The sequence below is a fragment of the Nonomuraea fastidiosa genome, assembly GCF_042751225.1.
Lineage (GTDB): Bacteria > Actinomycetota > Actinomycetes > Streptosporangiales > Streptosporangiaceae > Nonomuraea > Nonomuraea fastidiosa.
In genome coordinates this window covers 9,050,577-9,073,345 of sequence record NZ_CP170570.1, presented here as the reverse complement: position 1 = coordinate 9,073,345, position 22,769 = coordinate 9,050,577, and the positions used below count along the sequence as shown (strand labels likewise).

20 protein-coding genes and 1 pseudogene are annotated in these 22,769 nt (G+C 71.0%); 14 read left to right on the top strand and 7 right to left on the bottom strand.

Annotated elements, in window-relative coordinates; genetic code table 11:
• Positions 1 to 1,101: 1,101 nt before the first annotated feature.
• Both ACFMQL_RS41825 and ACFMQL_RS41820 read right to left on the bottom strand, forming a co-directional pair.
• Positions 1,102 to 1,866 carry a class I SAM-dependent methyltransferase gene (locus tag ACFMQL_RS41825; RefSeq protein ID WP_364065917.1) on the bottom strand — a complete coding sequence of 255 codons (765 nt, stop codon included), beginning with the start codon at positions 1,864 to 1,866 and terminating at the stop codon, positions 1,102 to 1,104.
• 343 nt (positions 1,867 to 2,209) lie between these two features.
• Complete coding sequence (locus tag ACFMQL_RS41820; protein ID WP_378790119.1) at positions 2,210 to 3,244, bottom strand: hypothetical protein; 1,035 nt, start codon at positions 3,242 to 3,244, stop codon at positions 2,210 to 2,212.
• Here ACFMQL_RS41820 and ACFMQL_RS41815 point away from each other — a divergent pair.
• A complete protein-coding gene (locus tag ACFMQL_RS41815) occupies positions 3,149 to 4,186 on the top strand; it encodes a hypothetical protein (RefSeq protein ID WP_364065911.1) in 1,038 nt (345 codons plus the stop codon). The genes ACFMQL_RS41820 and ACFMQL_RS41815 overlap by 96 nt on opposite strands.
• Positions 4,187 to 4,303: 117 nt before the next feature.
• Here ACFMQL_RS41815 and ACFMQL_RS41810 read toward each other — a convergent pair whose 3' ends face one another.
• Positions 4,304 to 5,233: an MBL fold metallo-hydrolase gene (locus tag ACFMQL_RS41810; protein WP_364065908.1), complete on the bottom strand. Its 930-nt coding sequence runs from the start codon at positions 5,231 to 5,233 to the stop codon at positions 4,304 to 4,306.
• 109 nt (positions 5,234 to 5,342) lie between these two features.
• On the opposite strand from ACFMQL_RS41810, the gene ACFMQL_RS41805 reads away from it, so the two are divergent.
• Positions 5,343 to 5,759 (top strand): single-stranded DNA-binding protein, encoded by a 417-nt coding sequence (locus ACFMQL_RS41805; RefSeq protein WP_364065905.1) that lies wholly within the window; start codon positions 5,343 to 5,345, stop codon positions 5,757 to 5,759.
• A gap of 635 nt (positions 5,760 to 6,394) precedes the next feature.
• On the opposite strand, the gene ACFMQL_RS41800 is transcribed toward ACFMQL_RS41805, so the two are convergent.
• The 3 genes and pseudogenes from ACFMQL_RS41800 to ACFMQL_RS41790 form a co-directional block, all read right to left on the bottom strand.
• Complete coding sequence (locus ACFMQL_RS41800; protein ID WP_364065903.1) at positions 6,395 to 6,727, bottom strand: hypothetical protein; 333 nt, start codon at positions 6,725 to 6,727, stop codon at positions 6,395 to 6,397.
• Positions 6,728 to 7,419: 692 nt separating this feature from the next.
• Entirely contained in the window at positions 7,420 to 7,641 is a 222-nt protein-coding gene (locus ACFMQL_RS41795; protein WP_378790293.1) for a hypothetical protein, read from the bottom strand.
• Between the two features lie 163 nt (positions 7,642 to 7,804).
• Positions 7,805 to 8,740: pseudogene (locus tag ACFMQL_RS41790) on the bottom strand (DUF1015 domain-containing protein); the annotation flags it as partial.
• 119 nt (positions 8,741 to 8,859) lie between these two features.
• On the opposite strand from ACFMQL_RS41790, the gene ACFMQL_RS41785 reads away from it, so the two are divergent.
• The gene (locus ACFMQL_RS41785; RefSeq protein ID WP_364065897.1) at positions 8,860 to 9,282 is read left to right on the top strand and encodes a tetratricopeptide repeat protein; all 423 of its coding nucleotides are present in this window, start codon (positions 8,860 to 8,862) and stop codon (positions 9,280 to 9,282) included.
• Between the two features lie 160 nt (positions 9,283 to 9,442).
• A complete protein-coding gene (locus tag ACFMQL_RS41780; RefSeq protein WP_364065894.1) occupies positions 9,443 to 10,414 on the top strand; it encodes an HAD-IIA family hydrolase in 972 nt (323 codons plus the stop codon).
• Positions 10,415 to 10,522: 108 nt separating this feature from the next.
• On the opposite strand, the gene ACFMQL_RS41775 is transcribed toward ACFMQL_RS41780, so the two are convergent.
• Positions 10,523 to 10,870 carry an SCP2 sterol-binding domain-containing protein gene (locus tag ACFMQL_RS41775; RefSeq protein WP_364065891.1) on the bottom strand — a complete coding sequence of 116 codons (348 nt, stop codon included), beginning with the start codon at positions 10,868 to 10,870 and terminating at the stop codon, positions 10,523 to 10,525.
• A gap of 126 nt (positions 10,871 to 10,996) precedes the next feature.
• Between ACFMQL_RS41775 and ACFMQL_RS41770 the strand changes: the two genes are divergently transcribed.
• The 10 genes from ACFMQL_RS41770 to ACFMQL_RS41725 all read left to right on the top strand — a co-directional run bounded on the left by ACFMQL_RS41770 (position 10,997) and on the right by ACFMQL_RS41725 (position 22,657).
• Positions 10,997 to 11,203, top strand: coding sequence for a hypothetical protein (locus tag ACFMQL_RS41770; protein ID WP_364065888.1), 207 nt, complete (start codon positions 10,997 to 10,999; stop codon positions 11,201 to 11,203).
• Positions 11,200 to 12,012, top strand: a complete 813-nt coding sequence (locus ACFMQL_RS41765) for a TlyA family RNA methyltransferase (protein WP_378790118.1) — start codon at positions 11,200 to 11,202, stop codon at positions 12,010 to 12,012. The genes ACFMQL_RS41770 and ACFMQL_RS41765 overlap by 4 nt, the downstream gene beginning before the upstream one ends.
• Positions 12,009 to 12,908, top strand: a complete 900-nt coding sequence (locus ACFMQL_RS41760) for an NAD kinase (RefSeq protein WP_364065882.1) — start codon at positions 12,009 to 12,011, stop codon at positions 12,906 to 12,908. Before ACFMQL_RS41765 ends, ACFMQL_RS41760 begins: the two co-directional genes overlap by 4 nt.
• A gap of 90 nt (positions 12,909 to 12,998) precedes the next feature.
• Entirely contained in the window at positions 12,999 to 14,708 is a 1,710-nt protein-coding gene (gene recN / locus ACFMQL_RS41755; RefSeq protein WP_364065879.1) for a DNA repair protein RecN, read from the top strand.
• Between the two features lie 73 nt (positions 14,709 to 14,781).
• Entirely contained in the window at positions 14,782 to 15,978 is a 1,197-nt protein-coding gene (gene steA, locus ACFMQL_RS41750) for a putative cytokinetic ring protein SteA (RefSeq protein ID WP_364065876.1), read from the top strand.
• Positions 15,975 to 16,955 (top strand): copper transporter, encoded by a 981-nt coding sequence (locus ACFMQL_RS41745; RefSeq protein ID WP_364065873.1) that lies wholly within the window; start codon positions 15,975 to 15,977, stop codon positions 16,953 to 16,955. Before steA ends, ACFMQL_RS41745 begins: the two co-directional genes overlap by 4 nt.
• Before the next feature lies 1 nt (position 16,956).
• On the top strand, positions 16,957 to 17,817 hold the full coding sequence (locus ACFMQL_RS41740; RefSeq protein ID WP_364065870.1) for a hypothetical protein: 861 nt from the start codon (positions 16,957 to 16,959) through the stop codon (positions 17,815 to 17,817).
• 87 nt (positions 17,818 to 17,904) lie between these two features.
• On the top strand, positions 17,905 to 19,512 hold the full coding sequence (murJ, locus tag ACFMQL_RS41735; RefSeq protein WP_378790117.1) for a murein biosynthesis integral membrane protein MurJ: 1,608 nt from the start codon (positions 17,905 to 17,907) through the stop codon (positions 19,510 to 19,512).
• A 125-nt stretch (positions 19,513 to 19,637) separates the two neighbouring features.
• A complete protein-coding gene (locus ACFMQL_RS41730) occupies positions 19,638 to 20,696 on the top strand; it encodes a glycosyltransferase family 4 protein (RefSeq protein WP_364065864.1) in 1,059 nt (352 codons plus the stop codon).
• Positions 20,697 to 21,673: 977 nt separating this feature from the next.
• A complete protein-coding gene (locus tag ACFMQL_RS41725) occupies positions 21,674 to 22,657 on the top strand; it encodes a TerC family protein (RefSeq protein ID WP_364065958.1) in 984 nt (327 codons plus the stop codon).
• The last annotated feature ends 112 nt before the right edge of the window (positions 22,658 to 22,769 follow it).

Genomic DNA, 22,769 nt, shown 5'->3' with positions numbered 1-22,769 from the left:
CAATTGAGGGGTTCTGACACTTGTTTTGGGTGTTGGGGCCCCTCTTTTGTATGCCCGGGCTTTTCGCATGCCCGGGCTTTTTTGTGTGTGCTGGCCTTCATGCCTCCGCCCCGCCCTCGTGGGCGGTTGCGTGCGCGTGTGGCTGGGTGGTTTCTCAGTGACGTGTTCGCCCAGCGCTGCCGCGGTCCGGCCTCATCTGCTGCTGGTTGCCGGCTCTGCTTTCGGGGCTTTTTCACGCGTCTAGGGTGCTGTTTGTTTGTGTGGGCGGGGTCGGGAAGCCCGCTGTTGCCGGCCCTGCTCGGTCGGGACTTCCGCTGCTGCCGGCCTGCTCGGAGGTCTTACCGCGTGACGCGAAGTGTCTTGTGCGTGTGCGGTTGGGCTGGAGGTTCCGCTTTCGCCGGCGCTGCTCAGGGTGTGCTGGGAAAGGGTGGCCTGTTCGGGGTGGTGCAGGTCGGTGCCGGGGGTTAGGCGAGGGAATCGCTTTTCGGGGTTTTAGGGCTGTTGGTGGTCGGCTCGGCTGGTGCTTCGGGCTCTGTGCGGTCTGGGCCGGGGGTTTTGCTCACCGGGTGTGTTGGGTGTTCCCGACGTTCGTTCCGGGCGGGTGGTCTGTTCTGCGTGCAGGAGCTCGGCGACCGGGTCGTGGCCTTGGAGCCGTTTTCGCGGCCGGGCGTAGGGCCGTGGCGGTCGCTTTCGCTGGTCGTTCGGAGCTGCATGAGGCTGCTCCGGGGCTTGTCTCGCACGGGCCTACCCCGTAGCCGGATCGGTGGAGTGTCGGTTTTCGCGGGTCTACGGCGGGCTCGTTACCGAGGACAGTGGGAGCTCGCCAACAGAAACCGGCTGCTATCCGAGAGGCGCCTTCTGTCACCGCGCGTGAAAGGCCGCGAGCGCATCGTCAAGCCGGTTGCGGCGCGGATATCTGTAGCTGCTCCTCCGTGGGTTGGCACCACACCCGGAATTGCTCCTCTACAGCTCCGCACCGGTCGGTTGGAAAGCTCGGCGCGTCGCTGTTCGCCGCCTCGGAAGTGTCTCTGATAGCCCTCGTCATGCGGGCGGAAGGTGTGGTGTCGGCGTGCAACGAGGCTGTTGGCCGGGGCTTACCGCTCAGGCCGTGGTTTCCGTGACGGTTCGGAGGGGGCGGAGGACGAAGACGCCCCAGCCGAGGTAGTCGCGGCCGTACTCCAGGTGCGACCGGCGGGATCGGGTGAGGAAGTCGCGCAGGGCGGGGACGTCCGGGTGGTCGGGGTTGGCGCGGAGCCAGTCGCTGATCGCCCACCATTGGGGGGCCATGTAGCGGTCCCAGCTGTCGGGGTCGGCCAGCACCATTTCCACGAGTTCGAAGCCGGCTTCCTCCGCGCGGTCGGCCGTGCCGATCAATGAGGTGAAGTCGTCCTCTCCGATCTGGAGAGCGGCGAGGGCCTCGGGCGGCGGAGGCGACTGCCAGTAGCACTCGCCGACCAGTACCAGGCCGCCGGGGCGCAGCCAGCGGCGCATCAGCGACAGCGTGCCCTTCAGGCCGCCGCCGATCCAGGTGGCGCCGATGCAGGACACGACGTCGTACGACTCAGGAGCGTCGGTGTACGTGCTCGCGTCGGCCTCCACGAACTCGACGCGATGCGCGACGGCCAGCTCTTCCGCGCGTTTCCTGGCGGCGTCCAGAAACACTTCGCTGACGTCGACGCCCACGCCCTCGATGGCGTATTCGTGCGCCCAGCGGGAAAGGAGTTCGCCCTTTCCGCAGGCCAGGTCGAGGATGCGCGTGCCCGGCGTGAAACCGCAGATCTCGCCCAGGAGGTTGAGCTTGTCGTCCGTCAGGGGGTTCAGAATGCGGTGACGTGACTCGGCGATTTCGTGGAAGCGAAGAGACATGGCAGGCAGTCTCTCGGCCTGGGCGTCCGGGGTCCACTCAATATCGGTTTGCGGCGGGCTCGTGGACGTTCCACGGCTTGCTAGGCTGGGAGCACACCGGGCCACCCCAGGGGTGGCCTTCGTCGCGTAAGGCCCGCAGGCGGGCGGCGACCAGCCTGGTGGACCGTCGTTGTGAGTCCGCTGGGTGAGTCAACGAAATGGACCAGAAGTGAACAGAGATAACGGATCGGACGGCGGACAGCGCGGGCGCGGCGACTACGGGGACAGGCGCTCCGGCGGAGGGGGCAGAAGCGGCGGGTACGGATCCCGCGGGCGTGATTCTGGCGGCGACCGTCCGTTCCGTTCAGACGACAGGTCGCGCTACGGCAACCGGGGAGATAGAGGGCCGCGGCGCGACGACTATCGAGACGACCGTCGTTCCTATAGGGATCGCGACGATCGCGGCCAGCGCCGTGACGGCGGCTACGGTGACCGCCGCGAGGGCGGATACCGCGGCGATCGGGGCGATCGGGGTCCTCGGCGCGAGTGGGACGACCGCCGTCCCTACCGGGATCGCGACGATCGCGGGCCGCGTCGCGACAGCGGCTACGGTGACCGGCGCGAGGGTGGTTACTCGTCGCGTCGCGACGGCGGTTACCGCGATCGGGATGATCGGGGGTCGCGGCGGGAGTATGGGTCGCGGGATGATCGTCCGCGTCGCGATGGTGGGTTCCGGGATGACCGGGGTCCGCGCCGTGAGGGCGGGTTCCGCGACGATCGCGGTCCTCGTCGTGAGGGTGGTTACTCGTCGCGTCGCGAGGGCGGCTATCGCGATCGGGATGATCGGGGGTCGCGGCGGGAGTATGGGTCGCGGGATGATCGTCCGCGTCGCGATGGTGGGTTCCGGGATGACCGGGGTCCGCGCCGTGAAGGTGGGTTCCGCGACGATCGCGGTTCGCGCCGTGACGGCGGGTTCCGGGACGACCGTGGCTCGCGTCGTGAGGGCGGGTTCCGCGACGATCGCGGTCCTCGTCGTGAGGGCGGCTACTCCTCGCGTCGTGACGGCGGTTACCGGGACGAGCGCGGTCCCCGCCGTGACTGGGACGAGCGCCGTCCCTACCGTGATCGGGACGACAGAAGGCCGGCTCGCGAGGGCGGCCCGCGTGACAGGGGGCGCGGCGAGTCCCGTCCGTTCTCCCGTGACGGCCGCCGCGACGACAGGCCCGCAGGCACCCGCGCCCGCTACGGCAGGAGCGACCGCGACGCCGCCGCCGAGGCGCCGCAGCGGGAGAAGCTGCCCGAGGTGGCGCCCGACATCACCATCGACGAGCTCGACAAGGAGGTGCTGGAGGAGCTGCGTTCGCTCCCCGGCGACCTCGCCGACCTCGTCGGACGGCACCTCGTCGCGGCCGAGCGGGCGCTGGAGGAGGACGACCCCGACCGGGCGCACGAGCACACCAAGGTGGCGCGCAGGTTCGCGGCGCGCATCGGCGTCGTACGCGAGGCCGCCGGCATCGTCGCCTACCGCGCCGGGCACTACTCCGAGGCGCTGAGCGACCTGCGCGCGGCCAGGAGGATGACGGGCTCGGAGGCGTACCTGCCGATCATGGCCGACTGCGAGCGCGGTCTCGGCCGTCCCGAGCGGGCCATCGACCTCATCCGTTCGCCTGAGGCAGAGCGTCTCGACCGGGCCGGACGCATCGAGCTGACCATCGTCGAGTCCGGCGCCCGCCGCGACCTCGGCCAGCACGACGCGGCTGTGATCACGTTGCAGCGCCTGCCGGAGCTGCGCGACCCGAAGCCGCGGCCGTGGTCGGCGCGGCTCGCCTTCGCGTACGCGGACGCGCTGGCCGAAGCCGGGCACCACGAGGCGGCGACCGACTGGTTCGGCCGCGCGATGGCGTTCGACGAGGACGGCGAGACGGACGCGGCCGAGCGGTACGCCGAGCTGACCGGAGCCGTCATCGAGGACGTCGAGGAGGACCTCGACTACGAGGACGACTTCGACGACGCCGGTGTCGCGCCCGAGGCGGATGATGAGCCGGACGACGAGGAGGCGCTCGCCGAGGCGGGTGACCTGCTGAGCGATCGGGACGACGTACCGGGGGATGCCGGGGACGAAGCTCCCGAAGCGGTCGAGCCGGCCGAGGAGCCCGCCGACGGATCCTCGGAGAAGGCGGAGTCCGAGAAGGCTGAGGTCGAGTCCAGTACTGATGCCCGGGCTCAGGCCGAGGAGGCTCCCGGCATCACGCCGGCATTCATCGAACCGCAGTTCGAGGACGTACAGAATGGGCCGGACGAGCCCGGCGACGACAAGAAGCCTGGCAAGTCGGACGGCTGACGGCGCGGCCGTTTGACCTGACGCGGCGGGCACGCGGAATGCGCGTGCCCGCCGCTTGTTCGTTTCCTCGTTCCGCAGCCGGATGCCGGTACGCGGGTCACCGGGGCGCGCGCTGCGTCATCGGGGGGAGACGCGGTCGAGCCAGTGCAGGATGCCCGCGACGTTGGACTGGGCGCCGCTGAGCAGCTCCAACTGCTCGGCTCGCTCGTCGTCGGGCGCCGGCTCGGTGTAGCGCGCCTTCGTACGGTCCCTGACCATGGCGACGGCGTGATCGAGGTCCATGCCCTCGGCGTGGGCCTGCCGGGTCAGATCCACCCATACCCGGAGCTCTTCGGCGGACCGTTCAAGCGTCTCCTTGACCGCGTCGACCGGGCCGTAGTGGCTGAAGAGCAGTCGTTGCGGGTCGAGGGCCCCGAACAGCGCGATCGAGTTGAGCGCGGTCTGCAGGTCGAAGTCCGGCGGCGGGGTGGCGGGGCGCAGATCGCCCGTTTCGGGCAGGTAGACGCCGGCGGCGTCGCCGACGTACAGGTCGCCGGTGGCGGAGTCGACCAGGCCCACGTGGTGCTTGGCGTGGCCGGGGGAGTAGTGGCTGCTCAGCGTGCGGCCGTTGCCGAGGTCGATGGCGCCGGTGTCGCCGAGGGCGACGATGCGTTCGGCCTCGGTCGGGGAGAGCTCGCCGAAGAGCGTGTCGAGCTTGTCGCCCCACACCATGCGGGCGCTGGCCATCAGGCGTGACGGATCGGCGAGGTGGCGCGCGCCTTTCTCGTGTACGACGATCTGCGCGGACGGGAAGAACCTGGCGATGTCCCCCACTCCGCCGGCGTGGTCGAGGTGAATGTGGGTCACCACGACCGTGGCGAGCTCGTCGGGGCCCACGCCGAGCGAGGCGATCGCGTCGCGCACCACGGGGGCGGAGGTCGATGTCCCTGTCTCCACCAGGCATGGGCGGTCGCTGAGGATCAGGTAGCCGGCCGTGATGCCGGAGTATCCGGCCATCTTGGTGTCGATCTCATAGACGTCGCCGCCCAGTGCTTTGATGTTGTCCACAGGCACTCCCGATCGTCCGCCGCTGTCCCCAGAACGGCATTCGAGCCGATCCGGCGTCCTCCTCATCGTAGAGAGTGATCTCCACCAGAGCACCGATGGGAGGACGACCGTGGACCGAAACGAAGTCTTGCTGGTGGGGAGACTGTCCGCGCCCGCCGAGGAGCACCCCTTGCCGAGCGGCGACACCGCGACGAAATGGCGCATCATCGTCCGCCGCCGTCGCCACCGCCGGGGTGCCGCCCTGACCGACAGCATTCCTTGCGTCACGTTCGACCCGGAGACGGCCGCCGTGGTGCGCGCTCTCAAGCCTCGCGAGTACATGGAGGTGACGGGGGCGTTCCGCTGCCGCGTCTTCGGGCCGGCGGCGGCCAAGATCTGGCGGTACGAGGTGGAGGTGAGCAGCGTCAAGCCGTACGAGGTGTCACTTGTGGCCCCGGATGTCGGGGCCCCGGATGATGTGGGCTCGGCGGGGCAGGTGGCGGCTTTGGTGCCGAGACAGGTGCAGTACTTGGCGCCTACGGGGTGAGGGCGGCTTGGCGGGGCTGGTGGACGGTCACGGCGCGGGCCGTTCGTGCTCGCCGTGGGCGGCACGCAGATTCCGAGACTGGAGGGACCGACGGCTGGGGCCGGGCAGTCCGGGTGCCGGCCGTCGGCGGTCGCCAGGGTGTTGGCGAGGTGACGCCGCGCCGCAAGCCAAGTGCGAGGGCCATGAGTGCGAAGACCGGCCACGGGGACCACACTCCTCATGCCTTTCCCTTACCTGCGCTTGCAGGCGCCATGGCTCGCCGATCGAGGCGATACCGGTAGGGCGGGCGGTGATGTGGGCCCGCGTGTCTTCCTGCCCACAGCCGGGAGTAGGCACCACTTTCCGTCTGTTCGTCTCGTGGCGATGGCAGAGGACGACAGGAGTGCGTAGCCGGAGAAGGAAGAAGGGGCCTGCCGGTAGGAACGAGCGGCGAAGCCCCTTCTGCCGTGCCTTATCGCTTTGTCCTGTTGTTTGTCCCGTCCGGGGCTCTGCCGTCGCACCGGCCGTCAAGGCTCGGAAAGCAGGGTCGGCCGGAGGGCTCCGGATGCTCGTTCTGGGCGCCGATGCCGGGCTGGAACCCAACCTTTGGCGGGCGAAGGTCAGGACCTTATGGCTCCCATGAGGCCCTGACCCCCTTACAGCGGCCCCTCGTCTCCTCCCCAGGTCATGCTTCGCTTGAGCAGCTCGTCGAGTTTGCAGTCCAGCAGGTACACGCCGATGCGGAGATCGTCGAGCTGCTGTTGCAGCTGGGCCTGGCCGGAGGTGAAGTACTCCCGTGCCTGCCAGCGGAGCCCTGTGATCTCCACGTTGAGGGCCTCCAGGTCGTCGGCCAGCCCCTCGGGGTACTGAGCGACGACGGGAGCGCCGGCGGCGACCGGTGTCGCCGGCTCGTCCTCATCGGAGGACGAGCCGGACTCGAGCGCCTGGAGGCGCTGCTTGAGGTTGGTGATCTCTTCTTCGAGGTCCATCCGACCTACCTCAGTAGCAATAGTGCTGTGGCCAGGCCTTATGCCGAGCCAAATGAACTGCGGCCTATGGTGACAGGACTTGGACGTGAGCGTGCGCACGGTTCAAAGCCGTGGTGTGATTTCTTCTCCCGGCCGGGCAGTCCGGGCCGGGTGGAAAAGGCGGGATGAATCATGGCCTGATCTCACTTGCCGGTAGAAGAATTTCTCCCGGCGGCCGAGATTCGATCCGGTGTATGCACGTGGACGGTCCGTAACTCAGCTCACCCGTGCTCGTGATGGTCTGCCCTCCGATGTGTTCCGGATCCGTTCCTGAGGTCCGTCGGGTCCACCGCGGCATGCTCCTGGCTCTCCACTGTGGTGTGCTGTCGGTTCTCCACTGTGGTGTGCTGCCGGCTGTCCACCGCGGCGTGCTTGTGGCTCGGGTTGCGCAGTGAGCGTGTGCTTGTGTTCCTGGTCATCGCACGCGCGGGTTCGGTCTTCAGGGTCTGGCCCGGCTCCGATCCGGCGGGGGCCGGAGCGCGGCTCTGTGGCTGTCAGGCATTCTGCGGTGGCTCTTCGGGCCAGAAGGCTCAGCAACCATTCGGGTGGCGGGTGAGGCGGTCCTGAACGATTCTGGGGACGTTGCGCAAGCCGCCCTGTCCGTGCGGGGGTTCGGGCATCCCGCCTGCTGCCGGTGGCGGACCTGCCCGCGGTCAGTCGATGGCGAAGGTGCGGAGGACGAGGCCGGTGCGGGGTTTGGGGCCGAAGGAGGTGGACTTGCGGGGGACGCGTTCGCCGGCCGCGGCGACGGCCAGGACGTCTTCGACGGCGAGCGGCTTCAGCAGGACGGCGGTGCCGCCGATGCGGGCGGCCAGGCCGGCGGCGGCCTGCGCGTCGTGGTGGACGATGCGTACGGCCTGGTCGCTGTCCTGCATGCCCCACACCACGGGGAGGATGAACTCCGAGAGGATGGAGGTGTTGAGCGCGTTCCAGCGGTCGGAATGGTCGGCCTGGCATGGCACGGGCCAGCTGTACGGGGTCGGGGCCGGTGAGCAGGTGGGCGGTGTGCCCGTCGGCCAGCAGGAACGCGGGCTCGGGGGCGTCCTGGAGCGCGGCGAGGCCGGCGGCGAGGTCGGCGTAGTCCTGGACCCGCCAGGCGCCCTTGGCCTTGGCGACGGCTTCGGAGAGCGGCAGGCCGGGGATGACGCGGTGGATGGCCTTGAGGTCGGGCGGGTACGCGGCCGAGTCCACGAGCAGGGCCAGGCCGAAGTCCCAGGGGCCGGAGGCGGGCGCGGCGCGGGTGGCGCGTTCCTGCCGCTGCAGGACGCGGTAGGTCGCGTACCGGTGGTGGCCGTCCGCGATGAGGGCCTGGCGAGGGTGGAGGTCGGCGTTGACGGCGGCGATCTCGGACTCGTCGGTGATGGCCCAGAGGCGGTGGGTGAGGCCGTCCTCGGTGTGCGCCGTGACCAGGGGGTCACGGGTGGTGGCCACCTCGTCGACGAGCCGGGTGGCGGCGCCGCCGTCGCCGTCGTACAGGAGGAAGATCGGCTCCAGGTTTGCCTGGGTGGTGCTCATGAGGGCCAGGCGGTCGGCGATCGGGCCGGGCATGACGTCCTCGTGCGGCAGGATGACCCGCCGGCCGGGGTCGGCGAGCGCGACGTCGCCGATGAGGCCGCGCTGCAGGACGCCGGGGCCGCTCTGCTCGTAGACGTAAAGGGCGGGCACCTCGTCGGGGACCAGGACGCCGGAGTCGAGCCAGGCCCGCAACGTCTCCCTGGCCTCGGCGTACCGGCCGGGTGACGGCTGTTCCGCGGCGAGGCTCGTGGTGCCAGAGGAATCACCCGAAGGCGTACAGGGAAGGATGAGACGGACGACGTTGTTCGGGTGAGCGTCAAGGAGGACCTCGACGTCGGCGTCGGAGATGAGGTCGTACGGCGGGGAGGTCACCTTGGCGGGATCTTCGACAGCGAAACGCACGCCGCGGAAGGGCCGTAGCACCAGTCCATCTGGTATCGGCAGTTCAGGAGTCCCCATACCGGGCATGCTGCCATAAATGCCCGTTCCTTCCGAAAACCGGCCCATGGTTGCAGTCGTGCCCGCACCGCGGCAGGCGTGGCGGGGTCACCCGTACAGCGATGAAGGAGTTCTCACCCATGGCTCACGAGGGAAACGTCCATGACCAGAATTCGGGAGCTCCCAGAGGTGGTGTTTACGACTGGTACCAGCGCGGGGTCAAGCTGCTGAACGACGGCAGCCCGGCCGCCGCCGCGGCACTGCTGGAACGGGCCGCCGCCGCGCAGCCGGACTCGCGCAGCATTCTGGAGGCGCTGGCACGGGCCCAGTTCAACTCCCGCCACTATGCCGAGGCCGCCGAGAGTTTCCGGCAGATCGTGGACGCCAACCCGACCGAGGACTACGCGTATTTCGGACTGGGATTGTCATTGTGGCGTACCGGGGATGTGGAAGGAGCTCAGGAACCGCTGGCCATCGCGGTGGCCATGCGTCCCGACGATCGTAATTACGTGTCGGCGTTGCGGAGTGTGCGCGCGACGTTGAAGGCGCGCGAAGAGATGTGATCCGTTCGTCCGCCGTCGGCGTCTCGCCGCGAGCGTTCTGTCCCCCGCGAGTGGCTCCGAGGGCGGTCGGTCTTCCGAGGGTGGTCGGCCTCCCCGCGAGCGGGTACGAGGGCGGCGCTAGAGTCGCACGCGGCGTGACAGGCGAACGGGAAGAGGCACTGTGCTGATCGACGCTTTCGACACCCTGCTGCTCGACCTCGACGGCGTGGTCTACCTGGGCAGGCAGGCGATCCCCGGCGCCCCCGAGTCGCTGGAGGAGGCCAGGCGGCGCGGGGCCCGGCTCGCGTACGTCACCAACAACGCCTCCCGCACCCCCGCCGCGATCGCCGCCCACCTGCGCGGGCTGGGCGCGCCCGCCACCGCCGACGACGTCGTCACCTCCGCCCAGGCCGCCGCCCGCGTGGTCGCCGAGCGGGTGCCGCCGGGGTCGAAGGTGCTGGTGGTCGGCGGTTCCGGGTTGCGGCTCGCGGTACGTGATCGCGGGCTCAGGCCCGTCTCGACGGCCGCCGAGTCGCCTGTGGCGGTGGTGCAGGGGTTCGCGTACGAGCTGTCGTACGGACTGCTCGCAGAAGGGGCGCTGGCGGTGCGGCAGGGGGCGCTGTTCGTGGCCTCCAACGGCGACAGCACGATGCCGAGCCCGCGTGGCGAGCTGCCCGGCAACGGCTCCCTGGTGCGCGTGATCGCCACGGCCACCGGCGTCGAGCCGATCTACGCGGGCAAGCCCGAGCCGCCGCTGCACCGGGAGTCGATGATCAGGACGAACGCGCGCCGCCCGCTGGTCGTGGGCGACCGGCTCGACACCGACATCGAGGGGGCCACGAACGCGGGGGTCGAGAGCCTGCTCGTGCTCACCGGGGTCACGACGCCGGCCGACGTGCTGACGGCCGAGCCGCGCCACCGTCCCACGTACGTGGGCGAGGACCTGCGGACGCTGCTCCAGCCCTGCCCCGAGGTGCGCGACGGCGCCTGCGGGGGATGGCGGGCCCGGTGGCAGGACGGCGCGCTGCGGCTCGAGGGCGAGGGCAGCAGGATCGACGGGCTGAGGGCCGCCTGCGACGTCGCCTGGGCGGTCGCGGGGGAGGGGCGCCTGGAGGAGGACGCCGTGAAGCCCGCACTCGACCGCCTCAGCTGACCACGATGGGGGCCGTTTCCGCAGGTTCGCGCGGCGCGTGAAAAGGGTCTTCCGCGTGAAGGGTGCGCGCGGCGCTCGGCGGGGCTTTCGCCGGCTGGCGGGGGACGTTCACAGCAGGCGGCGCAGCCGCAGCAGGTCGCCGAAGCTCGCGTCCACCTTCACCCGGCCGCCGAGCAGCGCCCGCGCCAGGTCGAGCTCCCCGTTGACCAGCGCCACCAGGTCGTCGCTGACGATCGTCAGCTTGACGTCCGTGGGCCTGCCGTCGCCCGGCGGCGTCTCGACGAACGGATCGAGCCCCTCGTAGTGCAGCCGCCCGTAGAACGTGACGTCGAGGTCGGACACCCGGCAGCTGACTGTGCGCTCGACCACGTGCTTGGCACGGTCGGCCTCGTCGATCTCGTCGAACTGGGTGACGAGCTTGGCCAGTGCCGCCCGGCACTCCTCGACGCTTGCCATGATGCGTATCCTTTCATCCCTTTGCGGACGGTAGCGTTCCACATCAGTAGCACCCTCGTATGGGCTTCAACGTCTGACACGCCTGCCAAGGTCCCGGCCGCTCGCGGGAGGCGTTACGGTCGAGTCATGAGTGAGCTGCCGGAGCAGAGCGGCGACGCGCGCGTCGACGCCATCGTGGCGGGTCTGGCCAGGCTGGGCGAGCTGCCCGTGAGCGAGCACGTCGCCGTCTTCGAAGAGGCGTTCTCCGGGCTGGAGAGCGCGCTCGCCGCCGTTGACGAGCAGGACGCGGGCAGGCCCGCGGTCCCCGTGCCGCCCGCCGTGGGACGCCCGTGAGCCGCAGGATCCGCCTCGACAGCGAGCTGGTCCGCCGCGGCATGGCCAGGTCGCGTGAGCAGGCCGTCCAGCTGATCGAGGCAGGGCGGGTGAGCGTCGGAGGCCAGCGGGCGCGCAAGCCCGCCACCCAGGTCGACACCGCCGCCGCCATCGTCGTCGCGGAGTCGGACGACGGCCCCGACTACGTTTCGCGCGGAGCGCACAAGCTGCTCGGCGCGCTCGACACGTTCACCTCGCTGAAGGTGGAGGGGCGGCGCTGCCTGGACGCGGGCGCCTCCACCGGCGGGTTCACCGACGTGCTGCTGCGGCGCGGCGCCGCCCACGTGGTGGCGGTCGACGTCGGCTACGGCCAGCTCGCCTGGTCGCTGCGCAGCGACGAGCGGGTGACGGTCATGGAGCGGGTGAACGTCCGCGACCTCACCCCCGAGATGGTCGGCGAGCCGCCCACGCTGGTGGTGGGCGACCTGTCGTTCATCTCGCTGCGGCTGGTGCTGCCCGCGCTCGCCGCGGTCGCCGCCCCCGTGGCCGACTTCGTGCTGCTGGTGAAGCCGCAGTTCGAGGTGGGCAAGGAGCGCGTCGGTGCGGGCGGCGTCGTACGCGACCCCGAGCTGCGCGCCGAGTCGGTGCGCGGCGCCGCCGCCAAGGCGAAGGAGCTGGGGCTGAGCGTGCGCGGCGTGACCTACAGCCCGCTGCCCGGCCCGTCGGGCAACGTCGAATACCTGCTGTGGCTCGGCAAGGGGGAGGGCGAGCCGGAGGTCGCCGACCTCGACGCCGAGATCCGGCGTGCCGTCGCGGAAGGGCCGCAATGAACCGCACCGTGCTGGTCGCCGTCCACACCGGGCGCGAGGCCGCCGTCGACAGCGCCCGCCTGGTCATCGAGCGGCTGATCGATGCCGGCATCACCGTCAAGGTGCTCGACACCGAGGCCGACGAGCTGGGCTGCCACGGCATCGAGGCGGTGCACGGCGACCCGGGCGCCGCCAAGGACGCCGAGGTGATGATCGTGCTGGGCGGCGACGGGTCGCTGCTGCGCGCCGCCGAGCTGGCCAAGCCGGCCGGCACGCCGCTGCTCGGCGTCAACCTCGGCCACGTCGGGTTCCTCGCCGAGGCCGAGGTGGCCGACCTGGCCTCCGCCGTCGACGCCGTCGTGGCCGGCCGCTACGACGTCGAGGAGCGGATGACGATCGACGTGATCGCCCGGCAGAACGGCCGGCTGATCGCCGACACCTGGGCGCTCAACGAGGTCACCGTCGAAAAGCAGGAGCGCATGCTGGAGGTGGTCGCCGAGATCGACGGCCGTCCCCTGTCGCGGTGGGGCTGCGACGGCGTGATCTGCGCCACCCCGACGGGCTCGACCGCCTACGCGTTCTCCGCCGGAGGGCCGGTCGTCTGGCCCGAGGTCGAGGCGCTGCTCATGGTGCCCATCAGCGCCCACGCGCTGTTCGCCAAGCCGCTGGTCGTCTCGCCGCGCTCCACGCTGGCCGTGGAGATCCTGCCCGACACCCCGGGCGGCGTCATGTGGTGTGACGGACGCCGCAAGTTCGAGGTGCCGTCGGGCACCCGCGTCGAGGTGCGCAGGGGCGCCGAGCCCGTACGGCTGGCCCGCCTGCACGGGGTGGAGAGCACCGGCGCGCCCTTCACCGATCGGCTGGTCGCCAAGTTCGAGCTGCCGGTCCAGGGGTGGCGCGGAAGGGCTCGACCCTGAGTGAATGGAGTGCGGAGCGCGTAGGATCGCGTGGTCAGCACGATCGACCGCGACAGCGGCGTCAGACACGGCAGTGAACGGGAGTGGGCAGTGCGACCCAGGGTCGAGGAGGTCCGCATCCAGGGGCTCGGCGTCATCGACGAGGCCGTGCTCGAGCTTTCGCCTGGCTTCAACGTGGTCACCGGCGAGACCGGCGCGGGCAAGACGATGGTCGTGACCGGGCTCGGGCTGCTGTTCGGCGGCCGGGCGGACCCGGCGCGGGTGCGGCCTGGAGCCGACCGCGCGACTGTCGAAGGCACGTTGATCATCGAGCCGGGCGGGCGCGTCGCGCAGCAGGTGGAGGACATCGGCGGCCAGGTCGAGGACGGCGAGCTGATCATTTCGCGTACGGTCTCGGCCGAGGGCAGGTCCAGGGCCTGGCTGGGTGGCCGCACGGTGCCGGTGGGCACGCTGACGTACCTGGCCGACGACCTGGTGGCGGTGCACGGGCAGATGGACCAGCAGCGGCTGCTGCAGCCGGCCAGGCAGCGCGCCGCGCTCGACCGCTACGCCGGCGACGAGCTGGTCAAGCCGATGCGCGAGTACGCGCAGACGTACAAGCGGCACAAGCAGGTGGCCGCGCAGCTTGAGGAGCTGACGACCAAGGCGCGCGAGCGGGCGCAGGAGGCCGACCTGCTGCGCTTCGGGCTGGAAGAGATCGAGAAGGTCGATCCGAAGCCGGGCGAGGACGAGGAGCTGCGCGAGGAGGAGGAGCGGCTCTCCCACGCCGACGCGCTGCGCAGCGCCGCGACGACCGCGCACACCGCGCTGCTCGGCGACCCGATGGAGGCGGCGAGCGGCCCGCGCGACGTGATCGGGCTGCTGGGTGAGGCGCGGGCGGCCGTGGAGGCCGTACGCGACTTCGACCCCAGGCTCGCCGGGGTGGCCGACCGGCTGGCCGAGGCCGGATACCTCATCTCCGACGTGGCCACCGACCTCGCGGCCTACGCCGAGTCGGTCGAGGCGGACCCGGCCCGGCTGGCGGCGGTGCAGGAGCGGCGTTCCGTCCTGTCCGGCTTGATCAGGAAGTACGGCGAGGACAGCGCGGCGGTGCTGGCCTGGGCGCAGCAGGCCGCCGCCCGCCTGGCCGAGCTGGAGGGCGACGACGAGCGCATCGACGAGCTGACCCGCGAGTACGACGAGCTGACCGAGCGGCTCACCGAGCTGGCCGACCGGCTCACCGAGGTGCGCAAGGCGGCCGCCGAGCGGTTCGGCAAGGCGGTCACGGAAGAGCTGACCGCGCTCGCCATGCCGCACGCCAGGGTCGTGGTCGAGGTGACGCAGAGCGCGGAGTTCGGCCCCGAGGGCCGCGACGAGGTGGAGCTGCGCATGGCCGCGCACCCGGCCGCGCCGCCGCTGCCGCTCACCAAGGGAGCGTCGGGCGGCGAGCTGAGCCGCGTCATGCTGGCCATCGAAGTGGTGTTCGCGGGCGCCGACCCGGTGCCGACGTTCGTCTTCGACGAGGTCGACGCGGGGGTCGGCGGCAAGGCGGCGGTCGAGATCGGCCGCAGGCTCGCCCGGCTGGCCCGCACCGCGCAGGTCATCGTGGTGACGCACCTGCCGCAGGTCGCCGCGTTCGCCGACCAGCATCTGGTGGTGGAGAAGTCGAGCGACGGCAGCATCGTGCGCAGCGGCGTGGTGACCCTCGACCACGAGGGCCGCGTACGCGAGCTGTCCCGCATGCTCGCGGGCATGGAAGACTCGGAGCTGGGCAGAGCTCACGCGGAGGAGTTGCTCGGCCTGGCCGCGGCGGACAGGTGATGCTGGGTGACATAGCGGACACGCCGCGTCATGCGTGGCCTCCGTGGTGTTTCCCTCTGGCAGGATGGTCTTGATGAAGGTTCCGGGAAGCAAGAGGCCGGGCCTCCGCGGCAGGAAGGTCGGGGACCTTCCCGGTATAACGGCAGTGGCGAGGATCGACCGGCGCACCAAGAGGCTGACGAAACGCCTCCAGCCCGGCGAGATTGCGATCATCGACCATGTCGACGTCGACCGGGTCAGCGCGGAGGCGCTTGTCGCGTGCGGTGCTTCCGCCGTGGTCAACGTCGCGAGCGGCATCAGCGGCCGCTATCCCAACCTGGGTCCGCAGATCCTGCTCGAGGCCGGTGTGCCGTTCATCGACAACGCCAGCCCCGAGCTGTTCGAGCGGGTCAAGGACGGCGACGTCGTACGCGTCTGCGACGGCGTCGTCTATCTGGACGACGACGTGATCGGCAAGGGCGTCGAGCAGACGCTCGAGACCGTCGAGGCGGCCATGGCCGAGGCCCGCGCCGGGCTGGCCGTGCAGATCGAGGCGTTCGCCGTCAACACCATGGAGTACGTGCGCGGCGAGGGCAAGCTGCTCATCGACGGCGTCGGGGTGCCCGAGATCCGCACGTCCATGGAGGGCCGCCACGTCCTCATCGTGGTGCGCGGCTACCACTACAAGGAGGACATCGCCACCCTCCGCCCGTACATCCGCGAATACCGTCCCGTCCTCGTCGGCGTCGACGGCGGCGCGGATGCGCTGCTGGAGGCGGGCTACATGCCCGACGTGATCGTCGGCGACTTCGACTCGGTCTCGACCAAGGCGCTGACCTGCGGCGCGGAGCTGGTCGTGCACGCCTACCGCGACGGCCGGGCCCCCGGCCTTGAGCGCGTGCACCAGCTCGGCAGGGAAGCGGTGATCTTCCCCGCCACCGGCACCAGCGAGGACATCGCCATGCTGCTGGCCGACGACAAGGGCGCCGAGCTGATCGTCGCCGTCGGCACCCACGGCACGCTGGAGGAGTTCCTCGACAAGGGCCGCTCGGGCATGGCCAGCACGTTCCTCACCCGCCTTATCATCGGTAGCAAGCTCATCGACGCCAAGGGCGTCAGCCGGCTCTACCGCAGCCGCATCACCACATCACAACTGCTCCTGCTGGTGATCACCGCGTTGATCACCATGGGGGTCGCGCTCTTCATGTCGCCACTCGGCCAGACCTGGCTGAACGGCCTGCAAGACGTCTGGAACGCGTTCATCTTCTGGCTGGTCGGACTCTTCTCGTGATCGATTTCCGCTATCACCTCGTCTCCATCGTCGCGATCTTCCTGGCGCTCGCGGTGGGCATCGTGCTGGGCACGACGCTGCTGCAGGAGCCCGCGGTCAAGTCCGCCCAGGAGCTCACCGCGCAGCTCACCAAGACGAAGGAGGAGCTGCGCGCCCAGATCGACACGCTCCAGGGCCGCGAGGCCGGCAACGACGCCTTCATCACCGCCGTGACGCCCGAGCTGGTCGCCGGCGACCTGACCGGCCAGCGCGTGCTGCTGATCGAGACGCCGGGCTCCAGCACCGCCTGGCGCGAGGCCGCCCAGCAGGTGCTCGGCCAGGCCGGGGCGGAGATCTCCGGCCGCATCACGTTCACCGAGAAGTTCCTCGACCCCAAGGGCACCGGCGTGCTCGACGGCCTGGTCAACCAGCTCAAGCCGGTCAACATGGTCTTCCCCGCCACCGCCACCGCCTGGGACAGAGCCGCCGCGCTGCTGGCCGCCGCGCTGGTCACCAACGACCCCGCCCAGGCCGGCACGGCCAACACCGCCACCGCCGACGTCGTCGGCGCGTTCGAGGCGGGCGGGCTGCTCACCGTCGACGGCGACCCGGGCAAGCGGGCCACGCTCGCCGTCATGTTCGCGCCCGAGCGGCCGTACGAGGGGGAGAGCGCCGAGACGCAGGCGGGCGCGCTGGTCTCCGTCGCCAACGGCTTCGACGGCGCGGGCAAGGGCGCGGTGCTGGCCGGCACCGTCGCCGCCACGGTCACGCCGGGCGACGTCATCACGGCCCTGCGGGACGAGAGCGAGATCTCCAAGCGGGTGAGCGGCGTCGACACGGCCGACATGCCGCTCGGGCGGGTCGCGATCGTCTACTCTCTGCAGGAACAGCTGTCCGGGCGGGCCGGCCAGTACGGCAACGGCAAGGGGGCCTCTGGCCCCATCCCAGCCGAGGCGGCGGCCCCCACCCCATCCCCCACCACCGAATCAGGGAGCTGACATGCCCAGCCGGGCTCGTGGCCTGCTAGGTGCGCTGGCCGGCGCCGCCATCGGCGCCGTGGCCGCGCGCGTCGCCTACACCGCCTTCACCCGTAACCGGCCCGCCGACCTGACCGGCCGCTGGACCAGGAAGAACCACCGCGGCGAGCCCATCACGCTGCTCGAAGGCCCCGCGTTCGTGGCCGGTGCCGGCGCCGCCGCCGCGCTCACGCCCGGCCTCACCCCGCGCCAGCGCGCCGCCGCGCTGCTCGCGGGCACCGGCAGCGGCGTGCTCGGCGCGTACGACGACCTCTACGGCACCACCGCGTCCAAGGGCTTCAAGGGTCACCTGAGCGCGCTGGCCCGCGGTGAGGTCACCAGTGGCGCGGTCAAGATCCTCGGCATCGGCGCGACCGGGCTGGGCGCCGCCGCGCTCGTCTCCCGCGGCCCGGTCGACACGCTGGTCAACGGCGCGGCCATCGCCGGCTCCGCCAACCTCGCCAACCTCTTCGACCTGCGTCCCGGCCGCGCCATCAAGGTCGGCCTGCTGACCGGCGGCCCGCTGCTGGCCGCCGCGCTCTTCCGCGACCAGCCCGCCGCCGGTGCGCTGGCCGCCGTGCCGCTGGGCGCCGCCGCCGCGCTGCTGCCCGACGACCTCGGCGAGCGCGCCATGCTCGGCGACGCCGGCGCCAACGCCCTCGGCGCGCTGCTCGGCCTCGCCGCCGTCACCAAGCTCGGCAAGCCCGGCCGGTACGTCCTGCTCGGCACCGTCGTCGCCCTGACGGCCGCCGCGGAGAAGGTCAGCTTCACCAAGGTCATCGCCGGCAACCCGGTGCTCAACCGCATCGACATGCTCGGCCGCCGCCCCGTCGACCCCGCCTGAGGTCCCTTCCCTGAAGACGCGATTGTCGGTCCGGCCTGCCAGGATGTCTGCGTACGTTGGTTCGGTTGCGCGTTCGGGGGAGGCCGGGTGGGTCTGGTGACGGCGAGGGGCGTCGCGGGCGGCGCGATGCTCATCGGGGCGATCACCGTGCTGGCGCGCGTCACCGGATTCGCCAAGCAGTACGCCTTCGCCCAGACCGTCGGCACCAACTGCCTGGCCACCGCCTACATGACGGCCAACCAGATCCCCAACATCGTCTTCGAGGTGGTCGTCGGCGGCGCGCTCGCGGGCATGGTGGTGCCCGTGCTCGCCGGGGTGCCGCGCGAGCGGGCCGGCCGCATCGGGTCGGCGCTGCTGACCTGGGTGCTGGTCGTGCTCGTCCCGATCGCGGTGCTCATCGCGCTGCTCGCGGGCCCGGTCGTCGGGCTGTTCCTCGGCGGTGATGTCGACGGCTGCACCGGCCAGCTCGCCGCGCTCGGCGAGGTCGCCACCCGCATGCTGGTCGTCTTCGCACCCCAGATCCCGCTGTACGGCGTGGCCGTGGTGCTCTACGGCGTGCTCCAGGCGAGCGACCGCTTCGCCGGGCCCGCCGTCGCGCCGCTGGTGTCGAGCATCGTCGTCATCGTCGCGTACCTGCTGTTCGTGCCGCTCGGCGGCGGGCACCGCGACCTCGAAGGGCTGCCGATGGCGGGCGAGCTGGTGCTGTCGGTCGGCACCAGCCTCGGCGTGCTGTCGCTGGTGCTGACCGTCATCGGGCCCGTCGGGCGGCTGGGGCTGCGGTGGCGGCCGACGTTACGGTTCCCCGCCGGGGTGGCCGGGCAGGTGCGCAGGCTCGCGCTGGCCGGCATCGCGGGGCTGCTGGCCCAGCAGGCGGCCATGGCCGTGGCGCTGCTGCTGGCCAACAAGGTCGTCGGCGGCGGGGCCATCGCGGCCTACAACTACGCGTGGGCGATCTACCTGGTGCCGTACGCGGTGCTCGCCGTGCCCATCGCCACCAGCGCGTTCCCCCGGCTGTCCGCGCAGGTCGGCGAGCCGGAGGCGTTCGCGGCGCTGGCCGCCCGCACCACCAGGGCCGTCGTGCTGGTCTCCGGGCTGGCGGCCGGCGTGCTTGCGGCGGCGTCGGGGCCCGGCGCGGTCGTGTTCCTCGCCGACAAGAGCGACGTGCCCGCGGGCGAGCTGGCCGCCGCCATCGCGCTGTTCGCGCCCGGCCTCATCGGCTACGGGCTCATCGCCCACCTCAGCCGCGTCCTGTACGCCGCCGGTCAGGGCCGCGCGGTCGCCACCGGCACCGTCGCCGGGTGGCTCGTGGTCATGGTGGCCCAGACCGTGCTCGTGCTCGTGCTGCCCGCCGGGTGGGGCATCGCGGCGATGGCGCTCGGCATGAGCATCGGCATGAGCGTGGGCGGCGGGCTGCTGCTGGCGTTCGTGGTACGCACCAGGGGCGGTGCGGCGGCGGCCGGACTGCCCCGCGCGCTGGGGGCGGCGGTGGCCGGGGGAGTGGCCGGGTTCTTGGCCGGGGCCGCGGTCGTCGGCCTGCTGGGGGCCGTCTCCCTCTGGGCGAACGCTGGGGCCGCCGTGCTCGGGGCGGTGGTGGCGCTGGTGTCCGGGGTGGCGGTCGTGGCCGTCGTCGACCGGCCTGACGCCGCCTCGGTGGCCGGGATGCTGCGGCGCGGCGGGCCCGGCGCGGGCGTGTGAGTTTCGAGGCTCGGGCCTGGCGCGTGAGTGAGGAGTCCGGGCCGGGCGTGTGAGCGACGGCTTCGGGCCTGGGGTGTGAGCGAGGGGTCTGGGCCGGGCGTGTGAGTGAGAGGGAGGAGCTTGTCGTGCGGGTGGCTTTCGTGCTGGGCACCACGTCCGGTGGCACCGGGCGGCACGTCCTGATGCTGGTGGAGGGGCTCGTACGGCGCGGGCACCAGGTGCTGGTGATCGGGCCGCGCAGCGTCGAGGAGCAGTTCTCGTTCGGGGCCGCGGGCGCTCGCTTCGCCGAGGTGGCGGTCTCCGACCGGCCGCATCCGCTGAACGACTCGCGTGCCGTGCTCGCCGTCCGGCGGCTGACCAGGGGCGCCGATGTCGTCCACGCCCATGGCCTGCGCGCCGGGGCCCTGGCCGGGCTGCCCGGTGGGCCCGGACGGCTCATCGTGACGTTGCACAACGCGCTGACCGCCGGAGGGTTCGTGGGGCTGGTCTACGGCGTGCTGGAGCGGATCGTCGCGCGGCGCGCCGGGGTGGTGCTGGTGGTCTCGCCCGATCTCGGCGAGCGCATGACCCGGCTGGGCGCCCGTGACGTACGGCCGGCTCTGGTGGCCGCGTCCCCACCCGCTCCGGCCAAGCGGACCGTTCAGGAGATCAAAGACGAATTGGGCGCGGGCGATCGCCCCATCCTGCTCACCGTCGCCCGGCTGGCCCAGCAGAAAGGGCTGGAGACACTGCTCGACGTGGCGGCGGGGCCGTGGGAGGGCGAGCCGCTGTTCGTGGTGGCGGGCGAGGGGCCGCTGCGGGGGGAACTGCAGCGCCGGATCGACGCCGAGAGCCTGCCCGTACGGCTGCTGGGCAACCGCGACGACGTGCCCGACCTGATGCGCGCCGCCACGGCACTGGTGATGCCGAGCCGTTGGGAAGGGCAGCCGCTCACGCTCAGGGAGGCGCTCATGACCGGCACGCCGGCCATCGCCTCCAAGGTCGGCGGCATCCCCGAGATCCTGGGGGACGCGGGGATCCTGGTGCCGTACGGAGACGTGGCCGGTTTCCGCGCCGCCGTGCGGCGGCTGCTCGCCTCGCCGGAGGAGGCGCGGACGCTGGCGGAGGCGGCGCGGCGGCGCGGGGATGAGATGCCGGGTGCGGACGACGTGGTGGAGAGCGTGCTCGCGGTCTACGAGCCCTGAGGGGCGGACCGCTCGCCGAATTCGCTCGCGCTGCGAGCCTGGGCCCGCGCTGCGAGCCTGGGCCCGCGCCCCTGCGGCTCGACACCGCGTCGAAGGAGACGGCCAGTCCGGCTGCGAGGAGTACCTCGTGCTCTCCGCTCCTCCTTCGTGCCGTCGCTCCACTCCGTGTCGTAGGGAGCGGTCTGTGGGGCTCACCCGCGTTAGAGAGGCGGCGGCTGGCGCCGTGGAGCCCGCTTGCGTCGCGGCGCTGGTCTCTGCGGTGAGGCTGAGTGCCCCTGTCGGGCTGTCGGCGTCGGAACCGCGCGCTGTGAGCGTGCCGCGTTGCGCGGCTGGGCCCGCTTGGGCTGCGGCTGTGTGTGCTGTGGGTCCGGCCCGTCTCGTGCGGGTCGGCCCGCGCTGTGGGATCGCTTGTGTTGCATGGGTCGGTCCCCGCGCCGTGGAATCGGCTTGTGCCTCGGGCTGGGCTCGTGCCTTGCGCCTGCAGGCTGTGTCCGCGTCCGCAACCTGCGTCCGCGTCCGCAACCTGCGTCCGCGTCCGCAACCTGCGTCCGCGTCCGCAACCTGCATCTGCGTCCGCGGGCTGCGCTCGCGCCCCTGGACGTGACCACCGGCTTCACCCGTGCGTCAACGGTGCCCGTCGCGCGTGGTGAGAGTCACATGGTCGGAAAATGTGGCCCTCCGTGAAGGGGGCGTCACTCTGGGGGCAGTGGCGGTGCCGTTCGGTGGGAGGTTTGGTGGAGGTGGGGTTCGAGAGGTGCGCTGGTGAGCGGGCGGGGTGGGAGTGGGGGCGGAGGAGGATTAGGTGCGGTCGAGGCGTTCTCGTATACTGCGTGGGTTAGGGAGGGGAGTATCCCTTCGCGACAGCCTCGTCATCACGGTGCAGCCCCACTCCACGGGGCCCCCGGGGCTGCCGGTCCGCAGGCGAACGCGGGCGGGAGAGACCTCCGGCAATGAAGCGTGCATGCCGGAGGGTCTTTGTGACTGAACCTTTGTGGGCCTGGATCGCCGTGATCGGTGGTCTGCTGCTGGTCCTCGCCGTTGACCTGTGGATCGTCGACCGTGGTGAAGCCCGCGAGTTCTCCATGCGCCAAGCCGGCTACTGGGTCACCTTCTATGTGATCCTCGCCGTGTTGTTCGGCGTGTTGCTGTGGTTCACCTCCGGCCCCGATCGCGCGGGTGAGTTCTTCGCCGGTTACATCACCGAGTACAGCCTGAGCGTCGACAACCTGTTCATCTTCTTCATCATCATGAGCCGGTTCGCGGTGCCGAAGGTGTACCAGCACAAGGTGCTGCTCGTCGGCATCCTGCTCGCGCTCGTGATGCGCGGCGTGTTCATCGCGCTCGGTGCCGCCGCGCTCGAGCGGTTCAGCTGGCTGTTCTACGTGTTCGGCGCGTTCCTCATCTACACGGCGGTAAACATCGTCCGCCAGCATCTCAAGGGCGAGGAAGAGGAGTTCAACGAGAACATCCTGCTGCGCTGGGTGCGCCGGGCCTTCCCCACCACCGAGGGCTACGTCGGCTCCAAGATCACCGCCAAGATCGACGGCAAGCGCATGGTCACCCCCATGCTCATCGTCATGGTCGCCATCGGCACCACCGACCTGCTCTTCGCGCTCGACTCGATTCCGGCGATCTTCGGTCTCACGAAGGACGCCTTCATCGTCTTCACCGCCAACGCGTTCGCCCTGATGGGGCTGCGTCAGCTCTACTTCCTCCTGGGCGGTCTGCTGCAGCGGCTCGTCTACATCAGCTACGGTTTGGCGTTCATCCTGGGGTTCATCGGGGTTAAGCTCGTATTGGAGGCGTTGCACTCCAGCGATGTCTCCTGGGCGCCCGAAATTCCCATCTGGGTGTCGCTCTCGGTCATCGGCACCACCATGGTCATTACCACCGTGGCCAGCCTGATCAAAGCCCGTATCGACGCACGAAAGGGCAAGGAGTCGCACCCGGAGCAGGTCTAGCGCGTGGGGCTTCGAGGCGCTTTGCTTGTGTAGTTATGCCGTGTAATAGTTGCTAGTTCTGTAGCATCACGGCAAAGCGCCCAATCCAGTCACCACCAAAGGTTGTACGTGT

What these genes read in the sequence shown, in the direction of transcription:
- ACFMQL_RS41795 (WP_378790293.1), bottom strand. Translation starts at nt 7,641, where the DNA reads ATGCAGGACAGCGACCAGGCCGTACGCATCGTCCACCACGACGCGCAG.
- ACFMQL_RS41825 (WP_364065917.1), bottom strand. Translation starts at nt 1,866, where the DNA reads ATGTCTCTTCGCTTCCACGAAATCGCCGAGTCACGTCACCGCATTCTG.
- ACFMQL_RS41785 (WP_364065897.1), top strand. Translation starts at nt 8,860, where the DNA reads ATGGCTCACGAGGGAAACGTCCATGACCAGAATTCGGGAGCTCCCAGA.
- ACFMQL_RS41740 (WP_364065870.1), top strand. Translation starts at nt 16,957, where the DNA reads ATGCCCAGCCGGGCTCGTGGCCTGCTAGGTGCGCTGGCCGGCGCCGCC.
- ACFMQL_RS41800 (WP_364065903.1), bottom strand. Translation starts at nt 6,727, where the DNA reads ATGGACCTCGAAGAAGAGATCACCAACCTCAAGCAGCGCCTCCAGGCG.
- ACFMQL_RS41775 (WP_364065891.1), bottom strand. Translation starts at nt 10,870, where the DNA reads ATGGCAAGCGTCGAGGAGTGCCGGGCGGCACTGGCCAAGCTCGTCACC.
- ACFMQL_RS41770 (WP_364065888.1), top strand. Translation starts at nt 10,997, where the DNA reads ATGAGTGAGCTGCCGGAGCAGAGCGGCGACGCGCGCGTCGACGCCATC.
- steA (WP_364065876.1), top strand. Translation starts at nt 14,782, where the DNA reads ATGAAGGTTCCGGGAAGCAAGAGGCCGGGCCTCCGCGGCAGGAAGGTC.
- ACFMQL_RS41760 (WP_364065882.1), top strand. Translation starts at nt 12,009, where the DNA reads ATGAACCGCACCGTGCTGGTCGCCGTCCACACCGGGCGCGAGGCCGCC.